This is a genomic window from Fictibacillus sp. 23RED33, from assembly GCF_015903925.1.
GTDB lineage: Bacteria > Bacillota > Bacilli > Bacillales > Fictibacillaceae > Fictibacillus > Fictibacillus phosphorivorans.
In genome coordinates, this window is the sequence record NZ_JACZDX010000001.1 from 320999 (window position 1) to 346852 (window position 25854).

Genomic DNA, 25854 nt, shown 5'->3' on the forward strand with positions numbered 1-25854 from the left:
ACATTTGATTTTCGAAAAAAATTGTTGCCAACCACTTAAGTGTCATTTTATAATAAATGTGTAAAATTACACTTTTTACAGTGGGGTGATGTTATGAAAGGAAAGTATCTTTTAATTATGATTTCTTTATATGGAATTGCTTTTTACACAAGCACCTCCATCCATTCACACCAACAACAAACAGTGGTAGTAGAAGATGCGGGAAAACTTTTACCGACAAAAATGAAAGAGGTAAAGAGTTCGCATTCTACAAAAGAACTCCAAAAGTGGGTCAAACAAGAAAAGACGATTTCAATCGCTGGGATGCAGCATAGTCAGGGAGGTCATACTGTCTATCCATATGGAACACTTCTCGACATGAAGAGATACAACGAGATATTGAATTTCAACCCTAAAGAAAAAACGATAACGGTTCAAAGTGGCGTGACATGGGCAGATATTCAAAAGAAGATTAATCCGTACGGTCTATCTATTCAAGTCATGCAGTCGCAAAATATTTTTACGGTTGGAGGTGCTCTAAGTGTAAATGTTCATGGACGTGATATAAGGTATGGCTCTCTAATCGATACGGTAAATTCATTTCGCTTACTTAAGCCAGATGGAGAAATCATTTCTGTGAGCCGTGAAGAGAATAGTGAATACTTCTCATACGTGATAGGCGGTTATGGTCTTTTTGGAGTCATACTCGATGTCACACTTCATTTGGCTGAGGATGAACTGTATCAACATCGCATATCCACGATGGATTACCAAGAATACGAAGAGCATTTTAAGGAAAAGGTTAAGAATGATGAGCATGTAAAGATGCATCTTGCTCGTTTATCTGTTGCTCCTAAGACCTTTTTAAAAGAAATGTATGTAACAGACTATGTATTGGCAGAAAATCAAAGGAAGTTAAGTAGATATTCAAAGTTAAATGAAAAAGAAACCGTGGTGCTACCAAAATTTATGTTAGGGATGTCTCGTTATAGTGAAAGGGGAAAAGATGTATTTTGGGAGACACAGAAGAAACACTTTCAAAATAGTAATGGCAGATATCAATCAAGAAATAACGTAATGAGATCAGACAGTACGTTTATGGAATATGAAAATGCCAATCGAACAGAAGTATTGCAAGAGTACTTTGTTCCTGTTGATCAGTTTGCTTCATATATAGACGATCTAAGAAAGGTGTTAGAAAAAGAGGATCTGAACCTGTTGAACATCACGATTCGATACGTTGAGCATGACGAGGATGCTGTATTGTCCTATGCAAAGGATGATATGTTTGCTCTTGTGTTATTGATCAATCAAGGCAGATCTGAAAAAGAGATAAAGAAAACAGAGAAGGTCATTCAGAAGATGATCGACGTAACGTTAGATCACGATGGAAGCTATTACTTACCTTACTATTCATATCCGACAGAAAAACAACTGAAACGAGCATACCCGCGTATCGATGAGTTCTTTGAGAAAAAACGCGAGCTTGATCCTAAGGAACGGTTCAAAAATCTTTTCTACGAGGTGTACTCACAATGAATTATCGTACATTTGTAACAATTCAAAGCCTTTTAATGACAGCAAGCTCAATGGTTTTTCCCTTCTATCTGCTCCTCATCCGTAACATCGGTGACAGCTACTCGCAGTTCGGATTGGCATACGGTCTATTTGCTCTGACTGGAGCACTTGTTCATCCGATAATTGGCAGGCTTTCTGATCAATTTGGTGACCGTACCTTTATTCTTTTACATACATGGGGTATGGCTGGGATGATGCTGATTGTTCCTATCATTGAAACAGTCACTGCTCTTTACTTGGTGCAGATCGTAATGGGGATATTAGGTGCTGTACAAAAAACATCGGAGAAAACCGTCCTAGCAAGGCAATCTGAGGGCGTACAGACGGGGACAAAGATTGGAAGCTATCATTTATGGACAAGTGTATGGGGGGCGATTGCTGTGATGCTGACAGGTTATCTGATAGACTTTTTAACGATAGGAAGCTTGTTCTATATCGCATCATTTCTTTATATGATCGCTGGCGGTCTGATCTTAAAGTCAGTCACCACTACATCCGAAATTCAAGAAAAAAAGCCCGTACAGCTCTAGCTAACGGGCTTTACGTATACATCTGATAGAAAAGCCAGGTAATAACAAAACATTGGATGGCAAGAATTAGAATCCTTTTTGCAGGATGATTTACGCCGTTACCTAATATTCTAGTAAAAATAGTTTCAAAGGATATAACAACCAAGAATGTAAAAATAAAGCCTAGAATAAGTTCTTCCATTTTTCCACCTATTTTATTGAGTCTGCAGTTTGAATCAGTTCATCATTCGACGTCAAATCATTTAAGAGAGATCGTCGTCTTTCTTGTCTCTTCTCCAATACTTTTTAATAAAGTTTTTCACAATATCTTTTCCAGCTAATAGCGCACCTAGCCAAAAGAATACTTCTCCACCGATAAATAATCCACTAACAATGGCAGTTTTAAGACCGGCACCGAATGATAAGAACGGTATGACCGGTATTAGAATCCACAAAACAAACGAAAGTATAATAAAAATAATTCCGATTTTCTTTTTCAAAGTAATCTCCTCCGTACCTAATTACAAGTAATACGAAAAAAACGAGATAAAGTTCCCATCTCATTATTCTACCAAATTATTAGAAAATATTCCCACTAACTATTTAATTATTAACTGGGTGACATTTCCAATAAGCTCATAGTTGAAAATGTTTCCAAGTTTGGATAATGTTAAGAGGAAACTGATGTAAAAGGGTGGGGTAATTTTGAAAAAGGAACTTGTATATCAGAGCAGAGATAAAGATGTTGAAGTGTTCGAGGATGAATTTGGAAGTATTACGTTAAAAGAGATACCTTATGAAGCAGCCGTAATGGTCGCGTTAGAGAACGATTCTCTCATATTGATCAGCCAATATCGACCGGCCGTAGATCAAGTTATTATCCAACTTCCAGGTGGTGGAATGAACGAAAATGAAGATCCGATGGAAGCTGCAAAAAGAGAGTTGCTTGAAGAGACGGGTATCGTGTGTGGAGAAACGGTTTTCTTGGGAAGTATACAGCCAAGTGCTTGTTTGAGTAATACGGTTACGCATGTATATTTTACTAAAGATATTGTGGAATACAAATCTCAAATGTTAGAGAAAAAGGAAGCAACGATTCAAGCGTTTCATATCCCTATAGAGCGAGCATTCCGAAATATTGAACAAGGGATCTGGAAAGATAGTGAACTTGCACATGGCTTATTATTGGCAAGGCTGAAAGGGTGGATCTAGGTGAGTTGTTTAGGATGTGAATTAGCGAATAGAGTATTACCTATACATACGGTTTATGAAAATGAGTGGGTGCAATGTTTTCTCGATATTGATCCCTTTAATGAGGGGCACACGCTGATTCTTCCTAAAAGACATGTTAAGGAATTAACAGAGCTGACGAATGAAGAAACGAATGCTGTAATGGAAGCTGCAAAATACATATCAAAAAAGCTAGAGAACTGTTTTAACCCTGATGGGATTACGATTAACCAAAATGGGGGTAAGTTTAGTGATCTTACTCATTTTCATATGCATGTGATTCCGAGGTATGAAAACGATGGATTCACGTGGAGTGAATCGACGATCTTAGATAATGCTTCTGAACGTTTAGCCGAAACAGCAGGTAAACTTCAAAGAGTGTAATGTTTTTAACTTTATAAAGATTGTGCCACAATGTGAACAAGGAGGGATTCATTATGCCAAGCAGTATTCATGATCGTGCCGTTCTACATAATGGTGTTCAAATGCCATGGATTGGTCTAGGAGTTTATAAAGCTGAAGATGGTGATGAAGTCATCCAGTCCATAAAGTGGGCGCTCGATGCAGGTTATCGAAGCATTGACACAGCAAGCCTTTATAACAATGAAACGGGTGTCGGTCAGGCAATCGCCGAATCCAATGTTCCAAGAGAAGAACTCTTCATTACAACAAAAGTTTGGAACACCGAACAAGGCTATGAAAAAACCTTATCAGCATTTGATGAAAGTTTAGAGAGGCTAGGGCTAGACTATGTGGATCTATACCTTATTCACTGGCCGGTGCCAGGAAAGTATAAAGAAACATGGAAAGCTCTCGAGAAAATTTATAATGAGGGACGAGCTAAAGCGATTGGTGTCAGCAACTTCAAACAGCACCATCTTGAAGATTTGATGAGTGAAGCAGAGATCAAGCCGATGGTGAACCAAGTGGAATACCATCCTCGTTTGTCGCAGGAAAAATTGTTAGCGTTCTGTAAGGAGCAAGGAATTCAGCTGGAAGCATGGAGACCTCTTTTAAAAGGAGAAATCTTTGAAGAGCCAACATTGGTAGAACTCGCAGATAAACACAATAAGTCAGTCGCTCAAATCATTTTGCGCTGGGATCTTCAGAACGGGGTGGTCACGATTCCTAAATCTGTCACACAGCATCGAATCGAAGAAAATATCGAACTCTTTGACTTTGAACTGACAAATGAAGATATGACGCGTATTTCGGCGTTAAATCAAGAAAAACGTAACGGTGCAGACCCTGATGATCCGGAGTTTTATAAACAGTTTGAATAAAGTGAGTGTAAGCCTTCCTGTTTTTAGGAAGGCTTTTTTTGTGGATTCGTACTTATGGGCCCTAAACATACATTTATAGTCCTTCAAAATAATTTATAGTTCCTAATGATAAATTTATGGTCCTTCAAAAAAATTTAAGGGCCGTAAAAATCAATTTATAGGCTTTTCGACAAATCTACCGTTTAATCTCGCTCCCTTCTATATTTTAACGTGTTTTAAATCATTAGATTCGGGAAAAATGATAAACGTAATGTAATGAAAGGGAGTGTAACAATGACAAAACGAGTATTGATCGTCGTAACGAATCATCAAAACATTGGTAATAATAAGACAGGGCTCTGGTTAGAGGAGTTTGCGGTTCCTTTCAATGAGTTTCGTGACAAAGGATATGATATTACGGTAAAAAGCATTAAAGGTGGAGCTGTTCCGCTAGATCCGAACAGCTTAGAAGGTGTAGATAAAGAAACATATAAGGAAGCACTGGCTCAATTGGAAGGTACTGCAGAACTTACTCCTGATGATGCAACGAGCTATGACGCGATCTATCTACCTGGCGGGCATGGTACCGTTTTTGATTTCCCGAAAAGTGATGCATTAAAAGAAGTAGTAAGTCAAATGGCACAAACAAATAAAGTAATCGGAAGTGTCTGTCATGGACCTGCAGGACTTACAACAGCAACACTTAAAGATGGTACACCTATCGTAAAAGGTAAAACGGTTACAGCATTTACGGATGAAGAAGAAGAAGAGATGCAGCTGACGAAAGAAGTACCGTTCTTACTCGAAACAAAGCTTCGTGAACTTGGAGCAGAGTTTCAACGAGCAGGAAAATGGGAAGATTTTGCGGTAACAGACGGCACACTTGTTACAGGACAGAATCCTCAATCTAGCAGAAGTGTAGCGCTCCGCATGATTGATGTGTTGGATAAACGATAAAAGATGAACGGAAGCGACTAGCCGAGGCTGGTCGTTTTTTTTGTCCTTTTTCAGACGGGTCTAATGTTTCTTAAGAACGTATTGTACTTTTTATGTGTTGACGAGCTGATATTATTTATACATTACTTGTAGTACATGATGTGCAAACGATCATGGTGATCTAGAGTGCCAATTAATATTTCAGGCAGGTTCGTATTCTGTTGTCTTAGTTGTTCCAAAAGCCATGCTTTTGTTTTCCCGGTTTCAGCGAGCTCTTTTTGATTGATTTTTCCTTCCTTGATTATGATTTGAGGATAGTCAAAGGGCTTAGGAGGCAAGTTTAAGTCTTTTTGTATTACTGTTTGATATTGAGGATCCAAAAATGATGTAATGGTTCCGTTCGATTCAAATAAGGCCAGAGCGACTTCTTGGATATTGATGACCCTATGCTTACGAAGCTCTGAAAATAATACATCAATTGAGATGCGCGCCTTCTTTAAATTTTTATAAAGTATTTGACCGTTCTTTACCAAAATAATAGGGGCAGGGTCAATTAGTTTACGAAGTGGATGCCAATGAAGTCCTGTGATCGTAGTGCTAACATATAAAAAAACGAGAACAGTCATCGTAATAAGGGAACCTTTTAAACCCAAGTGTTGATCAGACAAGGGATGGGCGATGATATTTCCGAATATGAGTGCCATAATAAAATCCAAAAGGCGTAGCTGTGAAAAGGAACGTTGTCCCATAAGTTTTACGGCGAGTAGCATGAAGAAAAAAGCAACGATTGCTCTTAATATCCATTCAATTGCTGTTAATGATTCTTGGCTTTGGTAAAAATCAATCATGCGTCTGTCACCTCAATTCTATTTATTGCATTTAGTATAGGCTTCAAGCGTGACGTTTTAACACAATAAAAAGATTTTAAATAAATAGTATAGAAAAGTCGCAAATAATGCGGCTTTTTTTTAATGGATTTGCAGAGTGATAACGAAACACTGAGTCTTAAGACCTACTATTCATACCCAGCGCTAAAAATAACTGGAAAGAATTTAGGGATAATTTATCATTGACGATGATAATCATTATCAATTAAGGTTATACATGTAATCAATAATGAGAATCATTTTCACTGATGTGTCGGATAATCCACTAGGAGGAATAAAATATGAGCATGTTACAAATAGAGATGAATGAAAAATATTTAAAACAACAAGAAAAAAGAGAGTCAAACGCAAGATCTTATCCGCGTCGTATTCCGATCGCCATTGAAGAAGCGGACGGAATCTATGTAAAAGATGCTGATGGGAAGACATATATTGACTGTCTGGCAGGAGCAGGAACACTTGCGCTAGGGCATAATCATCCGGTAGTGATAGACGCTATTGAGAAAGTGCTTCATGACAAGCGCCCTTTACATACACTGGATTTAACAACGCCAGTAAAAGAGGAATTTGTAAGTGAAGTGTTTGATAGTTTACCAGAAGAATTCGCAAAACGTGCAAAGATTCAATTCTGCGGACCGACTGGCGGAGATGCGATCGAAGCAGCGATCAAGCTTGTAAAAACAGCAACTGGTAGAAGAAGCATCCTATCTTTCCAAGGAGGCTATCATGGCGCTACACACGGAACGATGGCGCTATCTGGTAACTTAGGGCCGAAACAGAGCGTGCAAGGCTTGATGCCAGATGTACACTTTATGCCATATCCATATGAATATCGCTGCCCGTTCGGAATGGGTGGAGAAGATACGTGGAGAATCAGCGCTAACTATATTGAGAACCTTTTATATGATCCAGAAAGCGGAATCCTTCCTCCAGCGGCCATGATTTTAGAAGTCGTACAAGGAGAAGGTGGATCTATTCCTGCGCCAGTTGAGTGGCTGCGTGAGATCCGCCGCATCACGAAAGAGCGTAACATTCCATTAATCATTGACGAAGTGCAAACAGGTATCGGACGTACTGGTGAACTATTTGCCTTTCAACATGCTGGAATTACTCCGGATGTAGTCGTTCTGTCTAAAGCGATCGGTGGAAGCTTGCCTTTATCTGTTGTGATCTATGATCGTGAACTGGATAAATGGGGACCTGGTGCGCATATCGGAACGTTCAGAGGAAACCAGATGGCTATGGCAGCTGGAACAGCAACACTGCGTCATATTAAAGAAAACAACTTATCACAGCATGTTGCTGAACTTGGCGAGAAACTTATGCTTGAACTTTCAATCCTACAAAATGAAATTCCTGAGATCGGTGATGTTCGAGGCCGAGGTTTGATGGTAGGGGCAGAAATTGTGAACCCGCGCATTCCAACTGGATTAAAAGGAACATATGCCGCAAACTCTGAACTCGCTAGCCGCATTCAACGAGAATGCTTTAACAGAGGATTGATCTTAGAAGTAGGCGGAAGGCATGGCAGCGTTGTCCGATTCTTGCCACCGCTTATCATTACAGAGGAACAACTGGATGAAGTAATCGCAATTTTCACAGATGCGGTAAGAGCCGCACTAAAATAGAGGTGCTAGATGAATACAACTGATTTTGATCGCTTTTTTCTTAACGATAGCGGAGCGGGGATACAAAGTTTTCAGCAAACCATTCTTGAAACTCAGCATCTGTTAAGTGGATTTTATAAAGATAATTCAGATGCTTATAACGGTTTATTTCCTACTGAGATCGAGACAGAGATAAATGAACTATCTCTCACTTCGAGTGACGGAGAAGAACCGTTAACCGTACTAAAAGATGTTATGGAGAAAATTGTGAGAAACAGCATACATGTTTCTCATCCGACGAGCATGGGACACCTACATTGTCCACCTCTTATCCCAGCCATTGCAGCTGAATTGATCATCGGAGCACTAAATCAATCAATGGATTCTTGGGATCAAAGCTCAACGGCTACTTATTTAGAAGAGCGATTGATCAAATGGGTAAGTAACAAGCTTATCCTTTCATCTTCAGCAGATGGGACATTTACGAGTGGTGGTACTCAATCGAACTATATGGGGCTTCTACTCGCTCGTGATTTCTTTTGTGATAAACGATGGGGATGGAATGTAAAAGTTCACGGATTGCCACCAGAGTCGCATAAGCTTCGTATCTTATGTTCAGAAGATGCTCACTTTACCGTGAAGAAGTCAGCGTTTCAACTTGGACTAGGTGAACAGGCAGTCGTAACGGTTGAAACGGATGAACATAAAAAGATGAATACTGCTAAATTAAGGGAAGAAATTGAGCGCTTGAGAAGTGGTGGACTTGTCCCGATGTGTATAGTTGCAACGGCCGGGACAACGGATTTCGGCAGTATCGACCCGATTCAAGAGGTTGCAGCTATTGCTCAAAACCATGGATTATGGCTCCATGTTGATGCAGCTTACGGGGGTGCGTTACTTCTTAGTAAAAAGCATTTTCATAAGTTAACAGGAATTGAGCGAGCAGATTCCATTACGATAGACTTTCATAAGCAGTTTTATCAACCAATAAGCTGTGGAGCATTCTTCGTAAAAGATAGAGCAAATTTCAAATATATTGCACATCATGCAGACTATTTGAATCCTGAGAACGACGAACAAGATGGACTCGTTCACCTAGTGAGCAAATCGGTTCAAACGACAAGGCGTTTTGACGCGTTGAAGCTCTTCATGTCATTACGAATCGTTGGCGAAAAGAACTTCGCCAGCATGATTGATTATACGCTTCATCTTGCGAATCAGGCAGCAGGGGTAATGGATCAGAACCCACAGATTGAAGTGTGTAACGTAAATCCCGAAATTAATGCTATTGTATTTCGTTATACTGACGCAGCAACTGATTCATTAGATGAACTGAATACCTATATCTACAAAAAAATTCTTCATACAAGAACAGCTTTAGTCGCGAAAACAAAAGTGAAGGATGAAGTCTTTTTAAAGTTTACTTTACTGAATCCACGTACAACAATCGTGGATATTGAAGATATTCTTCATAGCATTACTCAATTTGCAGCAGAGTACGAAAACAGGGGGATCACCCAATGACAAATCATAAACAACAAGCAGAAAATGCGAGCATACAGAGCTTTTTAAATTGTTATCTTCGAGAAACACAAGCATTTGTTACCTTTGAAGATACGGTTGATCATTTAGGATGGAGTGGGGAGACGCCGGACAGATGGGTGAAGATTGAACTTAGGAATCAAGGTTCAGCGATCTTTGCGGCAATCAAGCATTGGTCTTTAACAGGCAGACATTTGTTTCACTTTCCTATTCTTTATCAAAACAATGAAAACGTGATAACACTCGATTACATTTCGCTTGTTGCCATTCTTTCAAAAGAATTGTTGCTAAAACAAGATCGTGAGGATGCAGAAGATGAATTGATGCTGCGGACGATTTTAAGTAAAAAGAACATACAACGGTACCTAGAAGCACGTGAAGGTGACTCCGTGAATTTAGAAAGCAGTGAGTTTACATTCATTGAAGCAGAGCAGTCGCTTTTGTTTGGTCATCTGCTTCATCCGACTCCAAAAAGCAAGCAAGGCATGAGTGATGAAGAGGAATCTCTCTATTCCCCAGAACTTAAGGGAACGTTCCAGCTCCATTTCTTTCAAGCGGACAAGTCGATCGTCGATCAGGATACTGCAGATGAAGTGACAGCAGAAGAAATAACTCGGACGCTACTACAACGGGATGAGGAGTTCGTCAAACAGATAGAGATTAATGATGAGTCAGTCTTCATACCTGTTCATCCTTTACAAGTTCAAGTTCTACTGAATGATACGTTTGTTCAAACTTTAATCAAAGACGGTAAGTTGAGCTACATCGGTCCATTCGGTGAGCTGTTCTCGGCAACATCATCAATGCGTTCTGTTTACAGCCACAATTTTAAATATATGTTCAAGTTCTCTGTACCTGTGAAGATTACAAATTCACTGCGCGTTAATCTTGAAAAAGAACTGCATAGAGGGGTAGAAGTTTCTCGACTCATGCAATCGATAATCGGACAAGAGATGAAGGAGATCTACCCATCGTTTCAGATCATAAAAGATCCGGCATTCTTAAATATCCCTACAAATAAAGAGACATCTGGATTTGAAGTGGTGATCAGAGAGAATCCTTTTTACGAGAATGATAGAAATGCAAGTTTAGTAGCAGGTCTTTGTCAGGACCACGGTTTTGGAGGGAACTCTAGAATTGCTTCAATCATTCATGACATCGCTCAAAGAGAGAACAGAACGACAGAAGAAGTCAGTAAAGATTGGTTCCAGCAATATTTATCAATCACTCTAGATCCGATGCTGTGGCTGTACGAAAGATACGGTGTAGCACTTGAAGCGCATCAGCAGAACTCGATCGTCCAAATGGAGAATGGCTATCCGAAGCGTTTTTATTACCGTGATAATCAAGGTTACTATTACAGCGAATCAAAAGCCGATCTGCTCGTTGAACAGCTTCCAAGCCTAAATCGTAAGAGTGTAACGATCTGCAGTGACGAGGTCGCGATCGAACGGTTCCGTTATTATTTCTTCATGAACCATCTCTTTGGTCTCATCAACGGATTTGGAACCGCAAATCTTGTCGCAGAAGAAGAACTTATGGACATGCTACGTCATCGTTTGAAACACCATGATACGTTAACAGACGGCAAGTCAGGCCTAATCAGAAGCTTACTAGATGCGGAAGAACTTCCGTGTAAAGCGAACTTACTTACTCGTTTTCATGATATGGATGAGCTTGTTGGTTCTCTGGAAACACAGTCTGTCTACACAAAGATCCCAAACCCATTACAAAAGGTGATGAAAACAGATGCAGCCAGAATTTAGTTTCTATGATCACACCATCCAAAAGACGTTATCGTATGTAAAAGTAGATTTGGAGCGGGATGTATCACTTCTCCATAAGTGGCAGCAGCAACCGTATGTGATTCCATACTGGAAACTGGATGTCTCGTTTGAAGAATACAGAAAGCACTTAGAAACTTTCCTGGCTGATCAGCATCAAACGCTGTATATGGGATTAATAGATGGAGTTCCGATGAGCTATTGGGAAGCATACTGGGTAAAAGGAGATGTGGTAGAGAAGAGCTATGATCCACATCCTAAAGACCAGGGAATTCATCTTTTGATCGGAGAAGAATCTTTTATTGGGAAGGGTTACGCACTTCCCTTATTACGTGCCATCGTACATTATCAGTTTTTATCAAAAGGGACTGAGAAAGTAATCGCTGAACCTGATATTCAAAATGAGAAGATGATACATGTGTTTGAAAGGTGCGGCTTTGAAAAAGTGAAGCCGATCGAATTGCCGGATAAGACCGGGATGCTCATGTATTGTCATAGAGAAACGTTCGAGAGGAGATGGAGAGATGTCTTTCAAACCATCACAACATAACGAGATTTTTGACATCATCGGTGTCGGTATCGGTCCATTCAACCTTGGGCTAGCGGCTATGCTAGATGAAACAGAAGGTAAAAAAGCGCTCTTTTTTGAAAAGAAAACAGAATTCAACTGGCATAAAGGAATGCTGATCGATGGTACGACACTACAAGTACCATTCTTTGCGGATCTAGTTAGTATGGCTAATGTGAGAAGCAAATACACGTTTCTAAACTATCTGCAGAAACATGATAGACTATACCACTTTTATTTCTTAGAGAACTTTCATATCCCGAGAAAAGAATACAACCACTATTGCCGTTGGGTAGCGAGTCAGCTTGATTCTTGCTCATTTGGTATGGGAGTTGAACACATTCAACCGGTTGAAGATGCGGAGAGCTCGGTATACGAAGTGAGTGTAGAGTCTTTAGAAACCGGGGAAACACAGACGTACTATACGAAGCATCTTGCTGTCGGCATCGGTACGATTCCATCTATACCTTCGCATATAGAGAAGAAACTTGGTGCAAAGGTCATCCACTCTTCACAATACTTAGATCGAAAAGAAGAGATTCTTAACGCAAATTCAGTTACAGTCGTCGGTTCTGGTCAGAGTGCAGCAGAAGTGTTTTATGATTTAGCGCAGCATCAGGATAATGGCTCTTATTCTTTAAACTGGTTCACGCGATCAAAAGGATTTTTCCCAATGGAATATTCGAAGCTTGGTCTTGAATATTTTTCACCCGATTATACGAATTTCTTTTACAACCTCCCTTCTTCAAAGAAGGATGAGCTTTTGAAAAAGCAAGACCTTCTCTACAAAGGGATCAGCATGGACACGATCGCGGATATTTATGATCTGCTTTATGAAAAATCAGTTGGACAACATAAGCCTGATATCCGTCTGCAGGCGATGACCGAACTTGTACATCTTGAAAGAAGTGAAGATACTCACTTGCTTACACTTCGTCAGAACGTAACAGGGGAAGTGTTTGAATTGAAATCTGATGTCATCGTGTTAGGGACAGGCTATGCTCCAGCATTTCCGCATTTCTTAATGAAGATGCAGGATCAGATTCAATGGGATTCTAAGAATCGCTATCAGATTACTAGTGATTATCGTTTGGAGACAAAGGGTCTGCAAAATAACCACATCTTTATTCAAAACGGAGAGCTTCACACTCACGGTGTAGGTGCTCCAGATCTTGGTCTCGGCGCACATAGAAACGCAGTTATTATCAATACGCTATTTGAGAAGGAAATGTATCCTGTTACTACAAAAAATGTGTTTCAGAATTTTGGAACGGAACCTTTATGGAAACCAGCAACCGTTCGTTAAACCTTTTTTTATTAAGCTGTGTCTTTCTATTCGTATGCACAGAAGTATTACTATCGCCTTTTTATCCTCAATTTTTTAAAAAGGTATATGGCATAAATGATCCGGACCTGACAGGGTTCTACATTATGACGTGCAGACTCGTCGTTGTAGTCTTTACTCCGATCTGGGGATTGATCGCCTACAAAAGTAATAACAGCTCTACCTTATTGATCATCGGACAATGGGGAACAGGAATTTCTTGCTTTCTGATGGCGATCTCACAAAGCTTTGAAATGTTTGTAGCAGCGAGTGTACTTTTATTGACCTTTAAGAGCAGCTACTTTCTGTTGTATACCATTTTAATCTCTGAGAATCGAAATTCTACAACAGGGGCAGCAGCCAGCTATCATGCCGTTTTACAAGGTGCGATCGTTACAGCGACTATTCTGTCTGGATGGGTTATAGGAATGGATAATCCTTTACTGATCTTTTGGATCGTTGGAATTATTGAATGTTTAATGGCAGTCTTTAGTCTATTTTTCTTAAAAAAAGTAAACAAAAACGTAATTGTAGAATCAGATTTAAAACAAACAAATCATCGAAGCTTAATAACTCAATTCTTGTTTTTTGGAATTATCGTTTTAACGCTTCATCTTGCAGTAAATATGATCCGGCCATTTTTTACAACATACACGGAAAATGTCTACAGCACGAATACGATGATGAGCAGTTGGTTGTATTTGATTCCGAGTCTGATGGCAATCGTCACATTGCCTCTCACAAAAAAATACAGTGAACGGTTAGGATGGTACGGCTATGTTGGTGCGGCGAGCATGATTATTGTCGGTTTGTTTCTTCAAGGAATCGAAACGAGTATCGCGGGACTCATCTTTTTCCGCTGTATGTTCGGTATAGGTGCTGCTTGGTGTCTTGCAAAAATAGACGTATTTATCTTTAAGTGGAGTGTTAATATGCATGGAGACTATAGCAAAATCTCAGCGATTCAAAATGTAGGGTTGCTGCTAGCTCCAGTCGCGGCATCATCCATTGTTAACAACCGTTCAATATCAGCCGTATTTACTTTTGCTAGTTTGTTCGTCGTTCTCCACTTACTCATTTTTTTATGGGGAACGTACTCGAGAGAAAGAAACAAAGGAAAATTGCACTTACATAAGGAGGAAGAACATGCTTTATATAAATGAAACAGAGTCCATGCTAAAAAAAGATACGTGGGAAAAAGTGAACAAAAATTTGTTAGCTAAGATGCTTGCAGAATATATGTATGAAGAGATGATTTTCCCAGAGCAAGAAGATGGGGGATACATTTTTACAGTGAACGAAGAACGCAAATATCGTTTTACTGCCCAAAAACGTTTATTTGAAAGCTTTGATGTAGATCCGGAATCAATCGAAGTGTTTGAGAATGGTGAATGGAAATCTGCAATCCATGCGATTCGCTTTTTGATGGATATTCAGCCGATGATCGGCATGTCCTCCGAAACAGCGGGTCACCTTATCAAGGAACTAAACCATACACTTATTGCCGATGCGAATCTTTTAAACAATCATAAAAGAACGTCTGACCAATTAGTAGATCTTGATTATGCCGAGCTTGAGGGAGAGATGTCAGGTCATCCATGGATCACGTACAACAAAGGTCGTATCGGTTTTGGATTCGATGACTATAACAAATACGCTCCTGAAAATCAGAATGAAACAAAGCTGTTCTGGATTGCCGTTCATCGCGATCGTGCTCAGTTTCAATCTGTACAAGAACTTCATTATGAAAAACTTTTAATGAGAGAACTAGATGGTGTTCTTGTTCAGCGCTTTAATGAGATTTTACGAGAGAACGGGAAATTACCGCTAGATTATTATTTTATGCCAGTACATGAATGGCAATGGAATAACGTTTTAGTTCAAAATTTTGCTGAGGATCTAGCGACAGGCATGATTGTACCTTTAGAAGAAGGAACGGATCATTACTTGCCACAACAGTCTGTTCGAACGTTTGTTAATGTGACAAACCCGTTGAAATCTCATGTCAAGCTTCCGATGAGTATTTTAAACACGCTTGTGTATCGTGGACTTCCGTCAGAACGAACATTGATCGCACCACGCGTTACAGAGCACATCAAAGGAATTTTTGAAGGTGACAGTTTCTTACGTGACGAATGTGAAGTGGTCCTTCCGGGGGAGGTAGCGAGCATTAATGTAGATCACCCTCACTATAGCCAGCTAAAAGGAGCACCATATCAATATCTGGAGATGTTAGGAACAATCTGGCGTGAAAGTATCTACACGTATCTAAAAGACGGTGAACAACCGATTACGCTTGCTGCACTTCATCATGTTGATGGGAACGGAAAGCCTTATGTACAAAGTCTGATTGAAAAGTCTGGGTTAACTGCTGACGAATGGATGAAGAAGTTCTTTGGTGTTGTGATGCCACCGTTGCTTCATTTCCTTTATCAATATGGAACAGTCTTTTCACCGCATGGTCAGAACACGATACTGATCTTAAAAGACTACCAGCCTGAGAGGTTAGCAGTAAAAGATTATGTAGATGACGTGAATATTTCAGATCAGCCTTTCAAAGAGTTAGAGGGTGTAACAGAGGAGCTGCGCGCTGTATTACGAAGTGAACCACCTGAAGGTTTAACGCAATTTATTTTCACGGGACTATTTATCTGTCATCTGCGTTATCTCTCAAACGTAATGGTACGTAACGATTTAATAGAAGAAAAAGCATTCTGGTCACATTTGGTGGACAGTATTGAATCGTACCAAGCAAGATTCTCACATCTAGAAGATCGATTTAAGCTGTTTGATTTCTTTAAGCCAGAGCTTACAAAGCTATGTTTGAACCGAAATAGAATGGTAGATTACGGTTATGGAGATGGAGATGACCGTCCACATGCCTCTGAGTTTGGAAAAGTACGAAATGCACTTTATGAAATTCGCCAAAACAAAGAGATGACTGTTCAATAATTAGAAAATGAGGACTTCCCTGGTAAACGGGAAGTCCTTTTTTTTTGTGCATTTAGGTGATGAGTTGCGATTTACCGGTGGAAAGAGCGATCGTTCGGGTGGTGAGTTCACAGTTACAGGTGGTTACGATATGTCTACAGGTAGAAAGAGACCATTTACAGGCGAACGTGTAACCGAAATAAGAACACGTACCGTAAAATGCAAGTATTTAATCTGAAACTTCTGTTTTTTTATTCCTGTATGTAATATTATGGTAGGTGGGTATTGTGAGGGATAACGAAAAGAAGCGGTGGTTCTAACGAAACGTCTGCTTCAATATGGTATTATGCCTCGTTTCAAGTGGAGACAGGGATCCGAATGGAGTTCCATGTATGGCATCTTAGTTGAAGGTGATCAAGGGACACTTACTTTTCAAGGCGCACGTTATCTAGGTTTTGAACGTAATAGCCCATCCCAATCTGTATAAGTTGAGGGTTTAAGAATATGAGAAAATTAAATCAAAGTGATCATGAAGATGTAATGAGACTTCTAAGTAAACGACCAGCAGAGAACCTGTTTACATTGTGGGGAATAGAAGCATATGGGTACGAAGCAGATATTCAAACCCTATGGGGGCAGTTCGATTCCGATGGTGAGTTGAACGCTGTGCTGTGTAAATTTAAGAACAAATATACACCGTATTGGGAAACAGGTTGTAATGTGCAGGTAATTGCGAACATGATTAATGCCGATACAAACGAGAAACAAGTTAATGGAATAGAACGGTTAACGAAAGAGATAGAACCTTTAATTACAGAAGGTTACTCAAAACGCGAAAGTTATTATTATGCAAAATGTGACCCCACACCGAATCATAACCATTCTGATTCAGTCAGATGTTTAAGCGAAGAAGAAGTTCCTCGGCTCATCTCTTTTTATCAAGAAGTTCCTGAATTTAAGAGAGAATATAATCCTGAGTCTTTTATGGATCAGATGAGTAATGGGTGGTCTAGGATATTCGTTATCGAAGAAGATGACAAGTTGATATCATCAGCATCTACAGTTTGCGAGACATCTGTCGCAGCAATGGTTTCAGGAGTTTGTACACTACCCGAAAAAAAGGGAAAAGGATTGGCAAGCATCTGTGTAGAACACCTGATGCATAACCTTTTTCAAGAAAACAAGACACTTACTTTATTCTATGACAATCCAGAGGCTGGCCGCATCTACAAGCGGTTAGGTTTTATAGACATTGAAAAATGGACGATCAATCACTGTAAAGAAAGGAATTACCATAATGACAACTAGTCTAGATAGCTACCAAAAGAGTGTATTAAACGCATTTCTAAACAAAGAAGAACGATTGAAAAACATGCCTTCACAAAAGAAGAAAAAGCTAGTGGTGTTAGAATATTTAGTTCAGCAGCTGAATGACAGCCAGTCCTATACCGAAAGAGAGATCAACGAATTTATTAAAACGTATCATGAAGATTTTTGTACCATTCGCAGAGAATTTATTGTGAACGGATACATGGACCGAGATGCGGGAAATTACATAAAAAGAGATGAAACACTTTGGACAAAATGGCAAGAACTCTAGTAACAGTTAGAAAGAAGTGAATGAAGTGGAGACTGGTATTTCGAATGAAAGTCTTTGGACTCATTTAAAAGAAGAAGCAGAAGCACGTTTTGGTTTTGAAGTGGATAAATGTACACCGATCGATCGAGGTTGGCTCAATCAAAAATGGAAGATAGAAACGAACCAAGGCGTTTTCCTAATCAAGCAATACAACAAAGAGCGGATGAAAAAGTACGACCTTCAAATGATACAATCAACCCTTCAAACACAAAATCGGTTGTTTTCATTAGGTTTAGTCTGTCCTGAGCTCTTGTCTTATAAAGGTGATCTTTTACAGAGGTCGACAGAAGGTGAACGCTTTACCGTTATGCGTTTTATGGAAGGAATGTTAAATCCGCCTGGTAATGTTTCTAGTGAACAGATGCATTCTGTCGGTGAAGAAATTGGAAAGCTGCACGCGTTATTAAATGATGGAACATTAGAAGCAAAATCAGAAACGGTATTTAAGGTTCCCTCTATAGCAGAACGTGTGGAATATTGGCAATCTGAAATCAATAAGTGTGATGAACAAGGATTAGATCATGTCCGTTCTTTGATGGAACTTCAAATGGCTGCAACCTTAGCGTTTAATATAGAGCTGTTTGGAAATCTCACCCCTGGCTGGTGCCATCGTGACCTTTGGGTAGATAACTTGCTGTTTTCGGGTGATTACATATCGGCAATTCTCGATTTTGATCGAATGAACTATGACTTCTTAGAATTGGATATAGGCAGACTGATCATCTCAACATGTCTGCAAAATAATACATTAAATCGTAAAGCTGTCCAGGCATTTCTTAAAGGATACAATAATACAAATGAATTATCAGTTGAAAGATTAGTGATAGCTTTAAAATTAGTATGGTACATGGAAAGTACGTGGTGGATCGATGTCACTCCTCATGAAGGAGAGCCTCCGAAACGATTTCAGCAAGAAATGGTCTGGTTAGCCCGTCATCTACAAAAATTAGAGCGAATGATGGACTGGAAAAAAGAAGAAGTAACATTCATGTTTTAACAAAGTAGCTTAAGGGAAATTCCTCATTAACAGATTAGAGGAGTGGTTGAGTGGAGACGAAACAATTATGTTTGCTGAAAAAAGAAGATATGACGAATCCAGAAAAAGTACCAGCTTGGGTGATAGAAGAGTATAAGACTTTTCATGAGACGGTGACCAACAAGACCTTTCCTTGTTATTTTGGAATGGCTGCTGAGAATAAGGGGGAGCTTCGTTATGCCTATGTGACGCATGATGATTGGTCGAACCTTCCTGAAGCGATTCGAGAGTTTAACAAACTTTTTGACGCACCTAAATTGATTCGTCACGGACTATTTGTGTTTGTTGAGCCGGAGAAAGAAGAGAAAGACATTCCGTATTACCGCGATTATTTTTGGAAAATGCTTCAGTCACTGCACGAAACAGATAATCAACCTTGGCCAGAGCATATACCGAAAGATCCGGACCATCACTTATTCGCTTTTTCATTTGATAATGAGCCTTATTTCGTATTCGGAAACGCGCCCGCATACAAACAAAGAAAAACAAGAGATCTTGGGAATAGCTTAGTTCTCGGATTCCAGCCTCGCCGCATTTTTGAAGGATTAGAAGGTACTTCACCAGGCGGAGCGATGTCTCGGGAAAAAGTTCGAGAGCGGGTAGAGAAGTGGGATAATCTTCCGAAACACCCGAACATCAGTCATTATGGGGACCCTGAACACCGTGAATGGAAACAATACTTTATTGGAGACGATGTTGAACCGATAGCGGGAAAATGTCCGTTTCATCATAAATAAAACGTAGAAAAGGGCTCTTAACCGAGTCCTTTTTTCTTTGTCCATTCGTGCTCTAGCATACTGAATAACAAGGAATCACGCCATCCGTCTTTTAGCATGATGGTTTCCCGCATTTTTCCCTCTAACTTCATATCTAATTTCATCAAAACTTTCTCTGATGCTCTATTTCTAGGGTCACATGTTGCAAAAATGCGATGAAGCTGCAGAACTTCAAAACCGAACTTAAGCAATAGTTGCCCGGTTTCTGTTGCGAATCCTTTTCCCCAATAATCAGGATGAATCACATAACCGATTTCACCCACACGATTTGTCAAAGAGGTGATCAGTAGTTCTCCAGCTCCGATCAACATCTGTGATTGATTTTCAACAGTTGCAAACGCATATCGTCCACGAGGATTTTTCTTTGCATCGTTAATAACTTCATTCACATAAGTAATAGAATCATTTTCGTCATTCGGTCCCCATGGCTGGTATTGAGACACAATTTCTTGTGAGGCATACTTATGAACATTTATCCAATCTTCAGCTACCATCTCTCGAAAAGAAATTCTTTTTGTATGTAACATCGATTGATCCCACCGTTCTCTGTTAAAGTTTTCTATAAATTTTACATGTAAAGTCAGCCCACGCCTATTTGAGGTCGCTAATTCTAATTACTTGCCAAGGGTTAAACATCGTTTGACCATGTTTGTTAAATGCATGTTCTTCACTTAACAGATAAGTAGCAGATAAATGTTTAAACTATGATAATCTAATACTATCAATAATTCACATATGTTAGTAGACTTCAGAAACAAGTGAAGATAGATGAAAGTGGGAGAGTTGATATTGAATCTAAAAGATAAGGCTAGTAAAATGGCAGCTATTTATAAAGAAAATAAAAAAGTGCAGGCTGTATTATTGGCAGGGTCTGTTTCAAGAGGCTGGGAAGACAAGCATTCAGATATTGAACTAAATATTTTCTGGTCAGAACCTCCGACTGATGACGATAGAATGTTTCCTATTCGCGAGGTAGATGGATCAATCATTGAGTTTCATCCGTTTGAAGAGGAAGAATGGGCAGAGAGCTATTTAACACCTCAAAATGTAAAGTTTGAGATCAGCAGTTTCTTAACAACTACAGCTAATACGTGGATAAAAGAAGTAGTGAAAGAGTTTGAAGTGGATTACGGCAAACAGTGCATGGCTTCATCCCTATTTTATGGAGTGAGTTTGTACGGAGATCGCGTGATTAGTGAAATGAAAAAAGAAGTGGAAGTGTATCCAGATCAATTAGCACAAAACATGATCAAAGAAAATCTAGCTTTATGGAGTAGGTGGAATAACCGTTATGCTCTATTGGATAGGAACGAGTGGATTATGTTGTATGATTTGATGGTGGGTGTTCAGAAGAAACTTCTTGGAACATTATTCGGTATGAATAAATTGTATATTCATCATCCGTCCTTTAAGTGGATGCATAAATATAGCGAGATCTTCACAATAAAGCCAGTTTATTTAGATGAGCGGCTATCTTCTATTCTCATTCAAAATGTTCATGAGAGTATAAAAGAATTAGAACTGTTGATTCGAGAAGTTTTTAACCTCGTGGAGAAACATTACCCTGACCTTCCATTTTTACCGGGTTACAAAGAAAAGATGAGCTTTGTTCGACCGGAAAATAAAGGCTGATTCCAAGTATAAAAAAGCAGTTATGCACACACAATAGAAATAGCCATCCGGGTGGATTCGTCTTCTCGGGTGGTTTTTTATTTTTTTGTACGCTCATCGCCTGCCTCGCAAAAAGCGAGCAACGTGAACAAAAATCGATACAACAAAAAAAATAAAGTTTAACCGTTGACAAAAAGAGGTAAATAGAATATAAATAAATTAACAATAAACATTTTGTTAATTAAAAAAGGAGGTACACCATTGTCTAATAAGCAAGCTTTGAAACAATACGACATCAAAAAATATCGTACACCAGATGGTTACACTTCCGATATTTGCGTTTTTACAATAATCTCAGAAAAAAATGAGGCGTATAAACCTCCAACGATGGACCTTAAAATCATGCTGATTAAAAGAGCGGGACTTGATTCTGAAGGGAATTTGAACATCGAAGCAAACAAGTGGGCGATTCCTGGAGGTTTCGTGCAAGACGATGAAACAGGCTTTCAAGCAGCTAAACGAGAGCTAGAAGAAGAGACGAATATCTCTGGAATTCATATTAAACAATTTGGCGTTTACGACAAACCTGGTCGAGATCCTAGAGGATGGATCATCTCGAACGCACATTATGCGATTGTTCCTGATACGTATCTATCGCTAAGAAAAGCACAAGATGATGCGGCAGATATTGAGTTGTTCTCAATAAAAGATGTGCAGAAACTGGACCTGGCATTCGATCATGAACAAATCATTGGAGATGCGATTCAAGTGATCACAAACGATTTATTGCAAACGACTGTAGCTAAAAACTTTCTGCCTGAAAACTTTACTTACTCTGAACTACAGGCCGTATTAAGAACTGTAACCGATGATCCTGCAATTTTAAGCGATCAGTCATTTTCAAGAAAGATTAAATCTCTTCCTTTTATTCAAGAAGTACAAGGAAAAACAACCACCAGAACATCAAAGAGAGCGACAAAACTTTATACATTTATTGAAATGGATATTTTAAAGCCGATCTATACAGCGCGATATTAACCAAATTTTTTTACGGATAATAATTAACGAATCGTTAATAGTTAACCAAAACAATATGAGGAGGAATTTATGATGAAAAAAGCTTTAATCAATATTGACTACACATTTGATTTTGTGGCAGATGAAGGTGCACTAACTTGTGGGAAACCAGGTCAGGATATTGAAAGTGAGATTACTTCTATCACGGAACAATTTATTAAAAACGATGATTTTGTCGTTTTTGCCATTGATCAGCATCATAGAGATGATAAGTTTCATCCGGAAAACGAGCTTTTTCCACCACATAACATTGAAGGAACACATGGTCGTGAGCTTTATGGATCTCTTCAAGAAGTTTATGAAACACATAAATCAAAATCGAATGTTTATTGGATGGATAAGACTCGATACAGTGCCTTCGCGGGAACAGATTTATTAATGAAGCTTCGCGAACGTGGTATTACAGAGGTTCACATCGTAGGAGTTTGCACAGACATCTGCTGTCTTCATACAGCTGTCGATGCTTACAATGCTGGACTTAAGATCGTTGTTCATGAAAAAGGGGTAGCGAGCTTCAACCAAGCAGGACATGAGTGGGCATTAGGACATTTTAAGAGTTGTTTGAACGCAAAAGTTATCTAAAAATCATTCACTTGGAGGTAATGAAAATGAACAATCAATATGCTGATGATAGCTTAACGCTCCACACAGATCTTTACCAGATTAATATGGCGGAAACATACTGGGAGGACAACATTCATAATAAAAAGGCTGTATTTGAAGTCTTCTTTCGTAAACTTCCTTTCGGGAACGGTTATGCTGTATTCGCTGGATTAGAAAGAATTATAGATTATTTGAAGAACTTTAAGTTTACAACAACTGATATTGATTACCTTCAAGAGGAACTAGGGTACGGAGAAGATTATTTGGAGTATCTGCAGCAAGTGAAATTTACGGGTACTGTTCGCTCAATGGTTGAGGGAGAACTGGTCTTTGCGAACGAACCTATCATACGAATAGAAGCACCATTAGCAGAGGCACAGCTAATTGAAACAGCTATCTTGAATATCGTAAACTATCAGACACTCATCGCTACAAAAGCATCCCGCATTAAACAAGTAGTTGGAGAAGAACGAGTGATGGAATTTGGAACACGCAGAGCACAAGAGTTGGATGCAGCGATTTGGGGAACGAGAGCCGCGTTTATCGGTGGTTTTGAAGCTACTTCTAATGTTAGAGCAGGAAAACGGTTCGGTATACCTGTTGCAGGTACTCACGCTCATGCTCTCGTCCAAACGTACCGTGATGAATACACAGCTTTCCATAAATATGCTCGACGTCACAAAGACTGTGTGTTTTTAGTCGATACGTATGATACATTGCGATCTGGAGTACCTACAGCGATTAAGGTTGCCAAAGAATTAGGAAACAAGATCAACTTTAAGGGAATTCGTTTAGATAGTGGAGATCTTGCTTACCTTTCAAAAGAGGCTAGAAAGATGCTTGACGAGGCAGGATTCACAGATACTAAGATTATTGCTTCAAATGATCTAGATGAGAATACGATTATTAATCTAAAAGCCCAAGGTGCAAAAATAGATTCTTGGGGAATCGGTACAAAACTAATCACTGCTTATGACCAGCCAGCTTTAGGAGCGGTCTACAAACTCGTCTCAATTGAAGACGAACAAGGAAATATGGTAGACACGATCAAAATCAGCGGAAATCCTGAAAAGGTAACGACTCCTGGTTTGAAAAAAGTTTATCGAATCATTAATACATTGAATAATAAATCTGAAGGCGACTATATTGCACTGGACAATGAAACGCCTCAAGAAGAACCTAGACTCAAAATGTTTCATCCTGTTCATACGTTTATCAGTAAATTTGTAACAAACTTTAAAGCGAAAGAGCTTCATCAAGATATTTTTGTAGAAGGTAATGTAGTCTACGAAACTCCCACTCTTAAAGAGATACAGCTCTTTGCAAAAGAAAACCTTGAAGTGCTATGGGACGAATACAAACGCACGATGCATCCGGAAGAATATCCTGTTGACCTTAGTCAAGAATGCTGGGATAACAAGATGAAGAACATACAGGAAGTACAAACAAAAGTTATGTTAGTCATGGAAAAAGGAGAACCTCACAATGGGTAAGATTGGAATCTATGGATCATCTTTTGACCCGATAACGAATGTACATCTATGGACAGCAAGTACTGTTGCACATCGCTGTAAACTAGATAAAGTGATTTTTCTACCATGCTCAAGTAAACGAAAAGATAAAACGATGAAAACCTCAGATGCTCATCGCTGGGAGATGCTTCAACTCGCAATATCTAATAATCATACATTTATAGCGGATGATCATGAAATGCTTCAAGAAGCTTGGGAAGTATACACGTATTACACGATGGAACATTTTAAAGAAAAATATCCTGATGATGAAGTGTACTTCATTATGGGAGCAGATCTGTTGGTTGATATTGCAGATGGTAAGTGGAAGTATGACCAAGAGTTAACCTCAAACAATAAGTTTATTGTGATGGCAAGGGACGAGATCAATATGGTGAAAACGATCTCTCGCTCTCCAATCCTAAGAAATCATGATGATGGTACAAAATTTCATCTGATCGATAAAGGACTGTCTATGGAAATCAGCAGCACTTATATCCGTGATGAATTTTCTAAAGGTGGCGAGCCAAGATATCTGTTGCCTGACGCTTGTTACGAATATATAAAAAAACATGATCTGTACAAGTGATAGGAGGAATGATTAATGTCTTTGCAGTTAAGAATTATGAGTGATCTCCATACAAAATCAAATATAGTAGCTTCGACTGAAATACGAAACAGAGTAAACTTCTTAAAACAATACCTTGTTCAATCAAAAGCAAAAGGTTTCGTCCTAGGGATAAGTGGTGGCCAAGACTCTACATTAGCAGGGCGACTGGCACAGGTCGCAGTAGAAGAGCTAAGAGAATCAGGTTACATCGTGAAATTTGTTGCCGTTCGCCTGCCATACGGAACACAAAGAGATGAAGAGGATGCTGAGCTTGCACTGTCATTTATTAACCCTGATGAACGAATTTCTTTCAATGTTAAAGAAACAGTAGATGTTTTTTCAAAAAACTATAAAACGTATGTTTCACAGCCGCTTTCTGATTTTAATAAAGGAAATGTCAAAGCAAGAGTAAGGATGATCACACAGTATGCTGTAGCTGGTCAGGCAAACTTATTAGTGATAGGAACAGATCACGCCGCTGAAGCGATAACGGGATTTTTTACGAAATATGGAGATGGAGGGGCAGATATCCTTCCACTCGCCGGTTTAACAAAGCGTCAAGGTAAAATGCTGTTAAAAGAATTAGGAGCGCCAGAAAAATTGTTTGTCAAACAACCAACGGCTGACCTATTAGATGAAAAACCACAGCAAGCCGATGAAACAGAATTAGGTATAACGTACGATGAATTAGACGATTATCTAGAAGGAAAAGTCGTTGCTGATCAAACAGCAAAGCGAATTGAAGAACGTTATCTTCAAACTGAACATAAAAGACAGCTTCCCGCATCTCTTCATGATGAATGGTGGCAATAAATAATAACAGCTGATTCTAAAAGGTACTTACTTATGGTACC

General features: G+C 39.2%; 28 protein-coding genes. 25 read left to right on the plus strand and 3 right to left on the minus strand.

Annotated elements, in window-relative coordinates; genetic code table 11:
* Nucleotides 1-93 precede the first annotated feature (93 nt).
* Both IHV09_RS01680 and IHV09_RS01685 read left to right on the plus strand, forming a co-directional pair.
* Nucleotides 94-1518 carry an FAD-binding oxidoreductase gene (locus IHV09_RS01680; protein ID WP_197263461.1) on the plus strand — a complete coding sequence of 475 codons (1425 nt, stop codon included), beginning with the start codon at nucleotides 94-96 and terminating at the stop codon, nucleotides 1516-1518.
* Nucleotides 1515-2087, plus strand: a complete 573-nt coding sequence (locus IHV09_RS01685; protein WP_197127034.1) for an MFS transporter — start codon at nucleotides 1515-1517, stop codon at nucleotides 2085-2087. The genes IHV09_RS01680 and IHV09_RS01685 overlap by 4 nt, the downstream gene beginning before the upstream one ends.
* 242 nt (nucleotides 2088-2329) lie before the next feature.
* Here IHV09_RS01685 and IHV09_RS01690 read toward each other — a convergent pair whose 3' ends face one another.
* A complete protein-coding gene (locus tag IHV09_RS01690) occupies nucleotides 2330-2566 on the minus strand; it encodes a transporter suffix domain-containing protein (RefSeq protein WP_197127035.1) in 237 nt (78 codons plus the stop codon).
* A gap of 205 nt (nucleotides 2567-2771) precedes the next feature.
* Between IHV09_RS01690 and IHV09_RS01695 the strand changes: the two genes are divergently transcribed.
* The 4 genes from IHV09_RS01695 to IHV09_RS01710 all read left to right on the plus strand — a co-directional run bounded on the left by IHV09_RS01695 (nucleotide 2772) and on the right by IHV09_RS01710 (nucleotide 5515).
* The gene (locus IHV09_RS01695; protein ID WP_197127036.1) at nucleotides 2772-3278 is read left to right on the plus strand and encodes an NUDIX hydrolase; all 507 of its coding nucleotides are present in this window, start codon (nucleotides 2772-2774) and stop codon (nucleotides 3276-3278) included.
* Nucleotides 3279-3680 carry an HIT family protein gene (locus tag IHV09_RS01700; RefSeq protein ID WP_197195554.1) on the plus strand — a complete coding sequence of 134 codons (402 nt, stop codon included), beginning with the start codon at nucleotides 3279-3281 and terminating at the stop codon, nucleotides 3678-3680.
* 53 nt (nucleotides 3681-3733) lie between these two features.
* Nucleotides 3734-4579, plus strand: a complete 846-nt coding sequence (locus IHV09_RS01705) for an aldo/keto reductase (RefSeq protein WP_197263462.1) — start codon at nucleotides 3734-3736, stop codon at nucleotides 4577-4579.
* A 273-nt stretch (nucleotides 4580-4852) separates the two neighbouring features.
* Nucleotides 4853-5515 carry a type 1 glutamine amidotransferase domain-containing protein gene (locus IHV09_RS01710; protein WP_197263463.1) on the plus strand — a complete coding sequence of 221 codons (663 nt, stop codon included), beginning with the start codon at nucleotides 4853-4855 and terminating at the stop codon, nucleotides 5513-5515.
* Nucleotides 5516-5637: 122 nt separating this feature from the next.
* Here IHV09_RS01710 and IHV09_RS01715 read toward each other — a convergent pair whose 3' ends face one another.
* Nucleotides 5638-6339, minus strand: coding sequence for a DUF421 domain-containing protein (locus tag IHV09_RS01715; protein WP_197195762.1), 702 nt, complete (start codon nucleotides 6337-6339; stop codon nucleotides 5638-5640).
* A 323-nt stretch (nucleotides 6340-6662) separates the two neighbouring features.
* Between IHV09_RS01715 and IHV09_RS01720 the strand changes: the two genes are divergently transcribed.
* The 13 genes from IHV09_RS01720 to IHV09_RS01780 all read left to right on the plus strand — a co-directional run bounded on the left by IHV09_RS01720 (nucleotide 6663) and on the right by IHV09_RS01780 (nucleotide 19549).
* Entirely contained in the window at nucleotides 6663-8009 is a 1347-nt protein-coding gene (locus tag IHV09_RS01720) for an aspartate aminotransferase family protein (RefSeq protein ID WP_197263464.1), read from the plus strand.
* Between the two features lie 9 nt (nucleotides 8010-8018).
* The gene (locus IHV09_RS01725) at nucleotides 8019-9512 is read left to right on the plus strand and encodes a pyridoxal phosphate-dependent decarboxylase family protein (protein WP_197263465.1); all 1494 of its coding nucleotides are present in this window, start codon (nucleotides 8019-8021) and stop codon (nucleotides 9510-9512) included.
* A complete protein-coding gene (locus IHV09_RS01730; RefSeq protein WP_197263466.1) occupies nucleotides 9509-11296 on the plus strand; it encodes an IucA/IucC family protein in 1788 nt (595 codons plus the stop codon). The genes IHV09_RS01725 and IHV09_RS01730 overlap by 4 nt, the downstream gene beginning before the upstream one ends.
* 16 nt (nucleotides 11297-11312) lie before the next feature.
* Nucleotides 11313-11864, plus strand: a complete 552-nt coding sequence (locus tag IHV09_RS01735) for a GNAT family N-acetyltransferase (protein ID WP_197128150.1) — start codon at nucleotides 11313-11315, stop codon at nucleotides 11862-11864.
* Complete coding sequence (locus tag IHV09_RS01740) at nucleotides 11839-13188, plus strand: lysine N(6)-hydroxylase/L-ornithine N(5)-oxygenase family protein (protein WP_197263467.1); 1350 nt, start codon at nucleotides 11839-11841, stop codon at nucleotides 13186-13188. Before IHV09_RS01735 ends, IHV09_RS01740 begins: the two co-directional genes overlap by 26 nt.
* Nucleotides 13164-14369: an MFS transporter gene (locus IHV09_RS01745; protein ID WP_197263468.1), complete on the plus strand. Its 1206-nt coding sequence runs from the start codon at nucleotides 13164-13166 to the stop codon at nucleotides 14367-14369. Before IHV09_RS01740 ends, IHV09_RS01745 begins: the two co-directional genes overlap by 25 nt.
* Nucleotides 14353-16158, plus strand: a complete 1806-nt coding sequence (locus IHV09_RS01750; protein ID WP_197263469.1) for an IucA/IucC family protein — start codon at nucleotides 14353-14355, stop codon at nucleotides 16156-16158. The genes IHV09_RS01745 and IHV09_RS01750 overlap by 17 nt, the downstream gene beginning before the upstream one ends.
* A 46-nt stretch (nucleotides 16159-16204) precedes the next feature.
* Nucleotides 16205-16375, plus strand: a complete 171-nt coding sequence (locus IHV09_RS01755; RefSeq protein ID WP_197263470.1) for a hypothetical protein — start codon at nucleotides 16205-16207, stop codon at nucleotides 16373-16375.
* A gap of 72 nt (nucleotides 16376-16447) precedes the next feature.
* Entirely contained in the window at nucleotides 16448-16624 is a 177-nt protein-coding gene (locus IHV09_RS01760; RefSeq protein ID WP_197263471.1) for a hypothetical protein, read from the plus strand.
* Nucleotides 16625-16641: 17 nt separating this feature from the next.
* Nucleotides 16642-17445 carry a GNAT family N-acetyltransferase gene (locus tag IHV09_RS01765; RefSeq protein WP_197263472.1) on the plus strand — a complete coding sequence of 268 codons (804 nt, stop codon included), beginning with the start codon at nucleotides 16642-16644 and terminating at the stop codon, nucleotides 17443-17445.
* Nucleotides 17435-17737 (plus strand): DUF2087 domain-containing protein, encoded by a 303-nt coding sequence (locus IHV09_RS01770; RefSeq protein ID WP_197263473.1) that lies wholly within the window; start codon nucleotides 17435-17437, stop codon nucleotides 17735-17737. Before IHV09_RS01765 ends, IHV09_RS01770 begins: the two co-directional genes overlap by 11 nt.
* Before the next feature lie 25 nt (nucleotides 17738-17762).
* Nucleotides 17763-18773, plus strand: a complete 1011-nt coding sequence (locus IHV09_RS01775) for a phosphotransferase (RefSeq protein WP_197263474.1) — start codon at nucleotides 17763-17765, stop codon at nucleotides 18771-18773.
* Nucleotides 18774-18862: 89 nt separating this feature from the next.
* On the plus strand, nucleotides 18863-19549 hold the full coding sequence (locus IHV09_RS01780; protein ID WP_137790788.1) for a YqcI/YcgG family protein: 687 nt from the start codon (nucleotides 18863-18865) through the stop codon (nucleotides 19547-19549).
* A gap of 17 nt (nucleotides 19550-19566) precedes the next feature.
* On the opposite strand, the gene IHV09_RS01785 is transcribed toward IHV09_RS01780, so the two are convergent.
* Nucleotides 19567-20115: a GNAT family N-acetyltransferase gene (locus tag IHV09_RS01785; RefSeq protein ID WP_197263475.1), complete on the minus strand. Its 549-nt coding sequence runs from the start codon at nucleotides 20113-20115 to the stop codon at nucleotides 19567-19569.
* Nucleotides 20116-20377: 262 nt separating this feature from the next.
* Here IHV09_RS01785 and IHV09_RS01790 point away from each other — a divergent pair, with 262 nt between their 5' ends.
* The 6 genes from IHV09_RS01790 (at nucleotide 20378) to nadE (ending at nucleotide 25813) form a co-directional block, all read left to right on the plus strand.
* On the plus strand, nucleotides 20378-21220 hold the full coding sequence (locus tag IHV09_RS01790) for a DUF4037 domain-containing protein (RefSeq protein WP_197263476.1): 843 nt from the start codon (nucleotides 20378-20380) through the stop codon (nucleotides 21218-21220).
* A gap of 240 nt (nucleotides 21221-21460) precedes the next feature.
* Nucleotides 21461-22237 (plus strand): NUDIX hydrolase, encoded by a 777-nt coding sequence (locus IHV09_RS01795; RefSeq protein WP_197190694.1) that lies wholly within the window; start codon nucleotides 21461-21463, stop codon nucleotides 22235-22237.
* A 72-nt stretch (nucleotides 22238-22309) separates the two neighbouring features.
* Entirely contained in the window at nucleotides 22310-22858 is a 549-nt protein-coding gene (locus IHV09_RS01800) for a cysteine hydrolase family protein (RefSeq protein WP_197190901.1), read from the plus strand.
* 26 nt (nucleotides 22859-22884) lie between these two features.
* Nucleotides 22885-24372 carry a nicotinate phosphoribosyltransferase gene (locus IHV09_RS01805; protein WP_197190693.1) on the plus strand — a complete coding sequence of 496 codons (1488 nt, stop codon included), beginning with the start codon at nucleotides 22885-22887 and terminating at the stop codon, nucleotides 24370-24372.
* A complete protein-coding gene (gene nadD, locus IHV09_RS01810) occupies nucleotides 24365-24979 on the plus strand; it encodes a nicotinate (nicotinamide) nucleotide adenylyltransferase (RefSeq protein ID WP_197263477.1) in 615 nt (204 codons plus the stop codon). The genes IHV09_RS01805 and nadD overlap by 8 nt, the downstream gene beginning before the upstream one ends.
* A gap of 15 nt (nucleotides 24980-24994) precedes the next feature.
* Nucleotides 24995-25813, plus strand: a complete 819-nt coding sequence (gene nadE / locus IHV09_RS01815; RefSeq protein ID WP_197263478.1) for an ammonia-dependent NAD(+) synthetase — start codon at nucleotides 24995-24997, stop codon at nucleotides 25811-25813.
* Nucleotides 25814-25854 lie beyond the last annotated feature (41 nt).

Excerpts from the sequence above, each read along its gene's own strand:
- nadD (WP_197263477.1), top strand. The coding sequence starts at position 24,365 with ATGGGTAAGATTGGAATCTATGGATCATCTTTTGACCCGATAACGAAT.
- IHV09_RS01710 (WP_197263463.1), top strand. The coding sequence starts at position 4,853 with ATGACAAAACGAGTATTGATCGTCGTAACGAATCATCAAAACATTGGT.
- IHV09_RS01750 (WP_197263469.1), top strand. The coding sequence starts at position 14,353 with ATGCTTTATATAAATGAAACAGAGTCCATGCTAAAAAAAGATACGTGG.
- IHV09_RS01745 (WP_197263468.1), top strand. The coding sequence starts at position 13,164 with ATGGAAACCAGCAACCGTTCGTTAAACCTTTTTTTATTAAGCTGTGTC.
- IHV09_RS01725 (WP_197263465.1), top strand. The coding sequence starts at position 8,019 with ATGAATACAACTGATTTTGATCGCTTTTTTCTTAACGATAGCGGAGCG.
- IHV09_RS01680 (WP_197263461.1), top strand. The coding sequence starts at position 94 with ATGAAAGGAAAGTATCTTTTAATTATGATTTCTTTATATGGAATTGCT.
- IHV09_RS01730 (WP_197263466.1), top strand. The coding sequence starts at position 9,509 with ATGACAAATCATAAACAACAAGCAGAAAATGCGAGCATACAGAGCTTT.
- IHV09_RS01765 (WP_197263472.1), top strand. The coding sequence starts at position 16,642 with ATGAGAAAATTAAATCAAAGTGATCATGAAGATGTAATGAGACTTCTA.
- IHV09_RS01780 (WP_137790788.1), top strand. The coding sequence starts at position 18,863 with ATGACGAATCCAGAAAAAGTACCAGCTTGGGTGATAGAAGAGTATAAG.
- IHV09_RS01800 (WP_197190901.1), top strand. The coding sequence starts at position 22,310 with ATGAAAAAAGCTTTAATCAATATTGACTACACATTTGATTTTGTGGCA.
- IHV09_RS01785 (WP_197263475.1), bottom strand. The coding sequence starts at position 20,115 with ATGTTACATACAAAAAGAATTTCTTTTCGAGAGATGGTAGCTGAAGAT.
- IHV09_RS01740 (WP_197263467.1), top strand. The coding sequence starts at position 11,839 with ATGTCTTTCAAACCATCACAACATAACGAGATTTTTGACATCATCGGT.
- IHV09_RS01805 (WP_197190693.1), top strand. The coding sequence starts at position 22,885 with ATGAACAATCAATATGCTGATGATAGCTTAACGCTCCACACAGATCTT.
- IHV09_RS01720 (WP_197263464.1), top strand. The coding sequence starts at position 6,663 with ATGAGCATGTTACAAATAGAGATGAATGAAAAATATTTAAAACAACAA.
- IHV09_RS01705 (WP_197263462.1), top strand. The coding sequence starts at position 3,734 with ATGCCAAGCAGTATTCATGATCGTGCCGTTCTACATAATGGTGTTCAA.
- nadE (WP_197263478.1), top strand. The coding sequence starts at position 24,995 with ATGTCTTTGCAGTTAAGAATTATGAGTGATCTCCATACAAAATCAAAT.
- IHV09_RS01685 (WP_197127034.1), top strand. The coding sequence starts at position 1,515 with ATGAATTATCGTACATTTGTAACAATTCAAAGCCTTTTAATGACAGCA.
- IHV09_RS01770 (WP_197263473.1), top strand. The coding sequence starts at position 17,435 with ATGACAACTAGTCTAGATAGCTACCAAAAGAGTGTATTAAACGCATTT.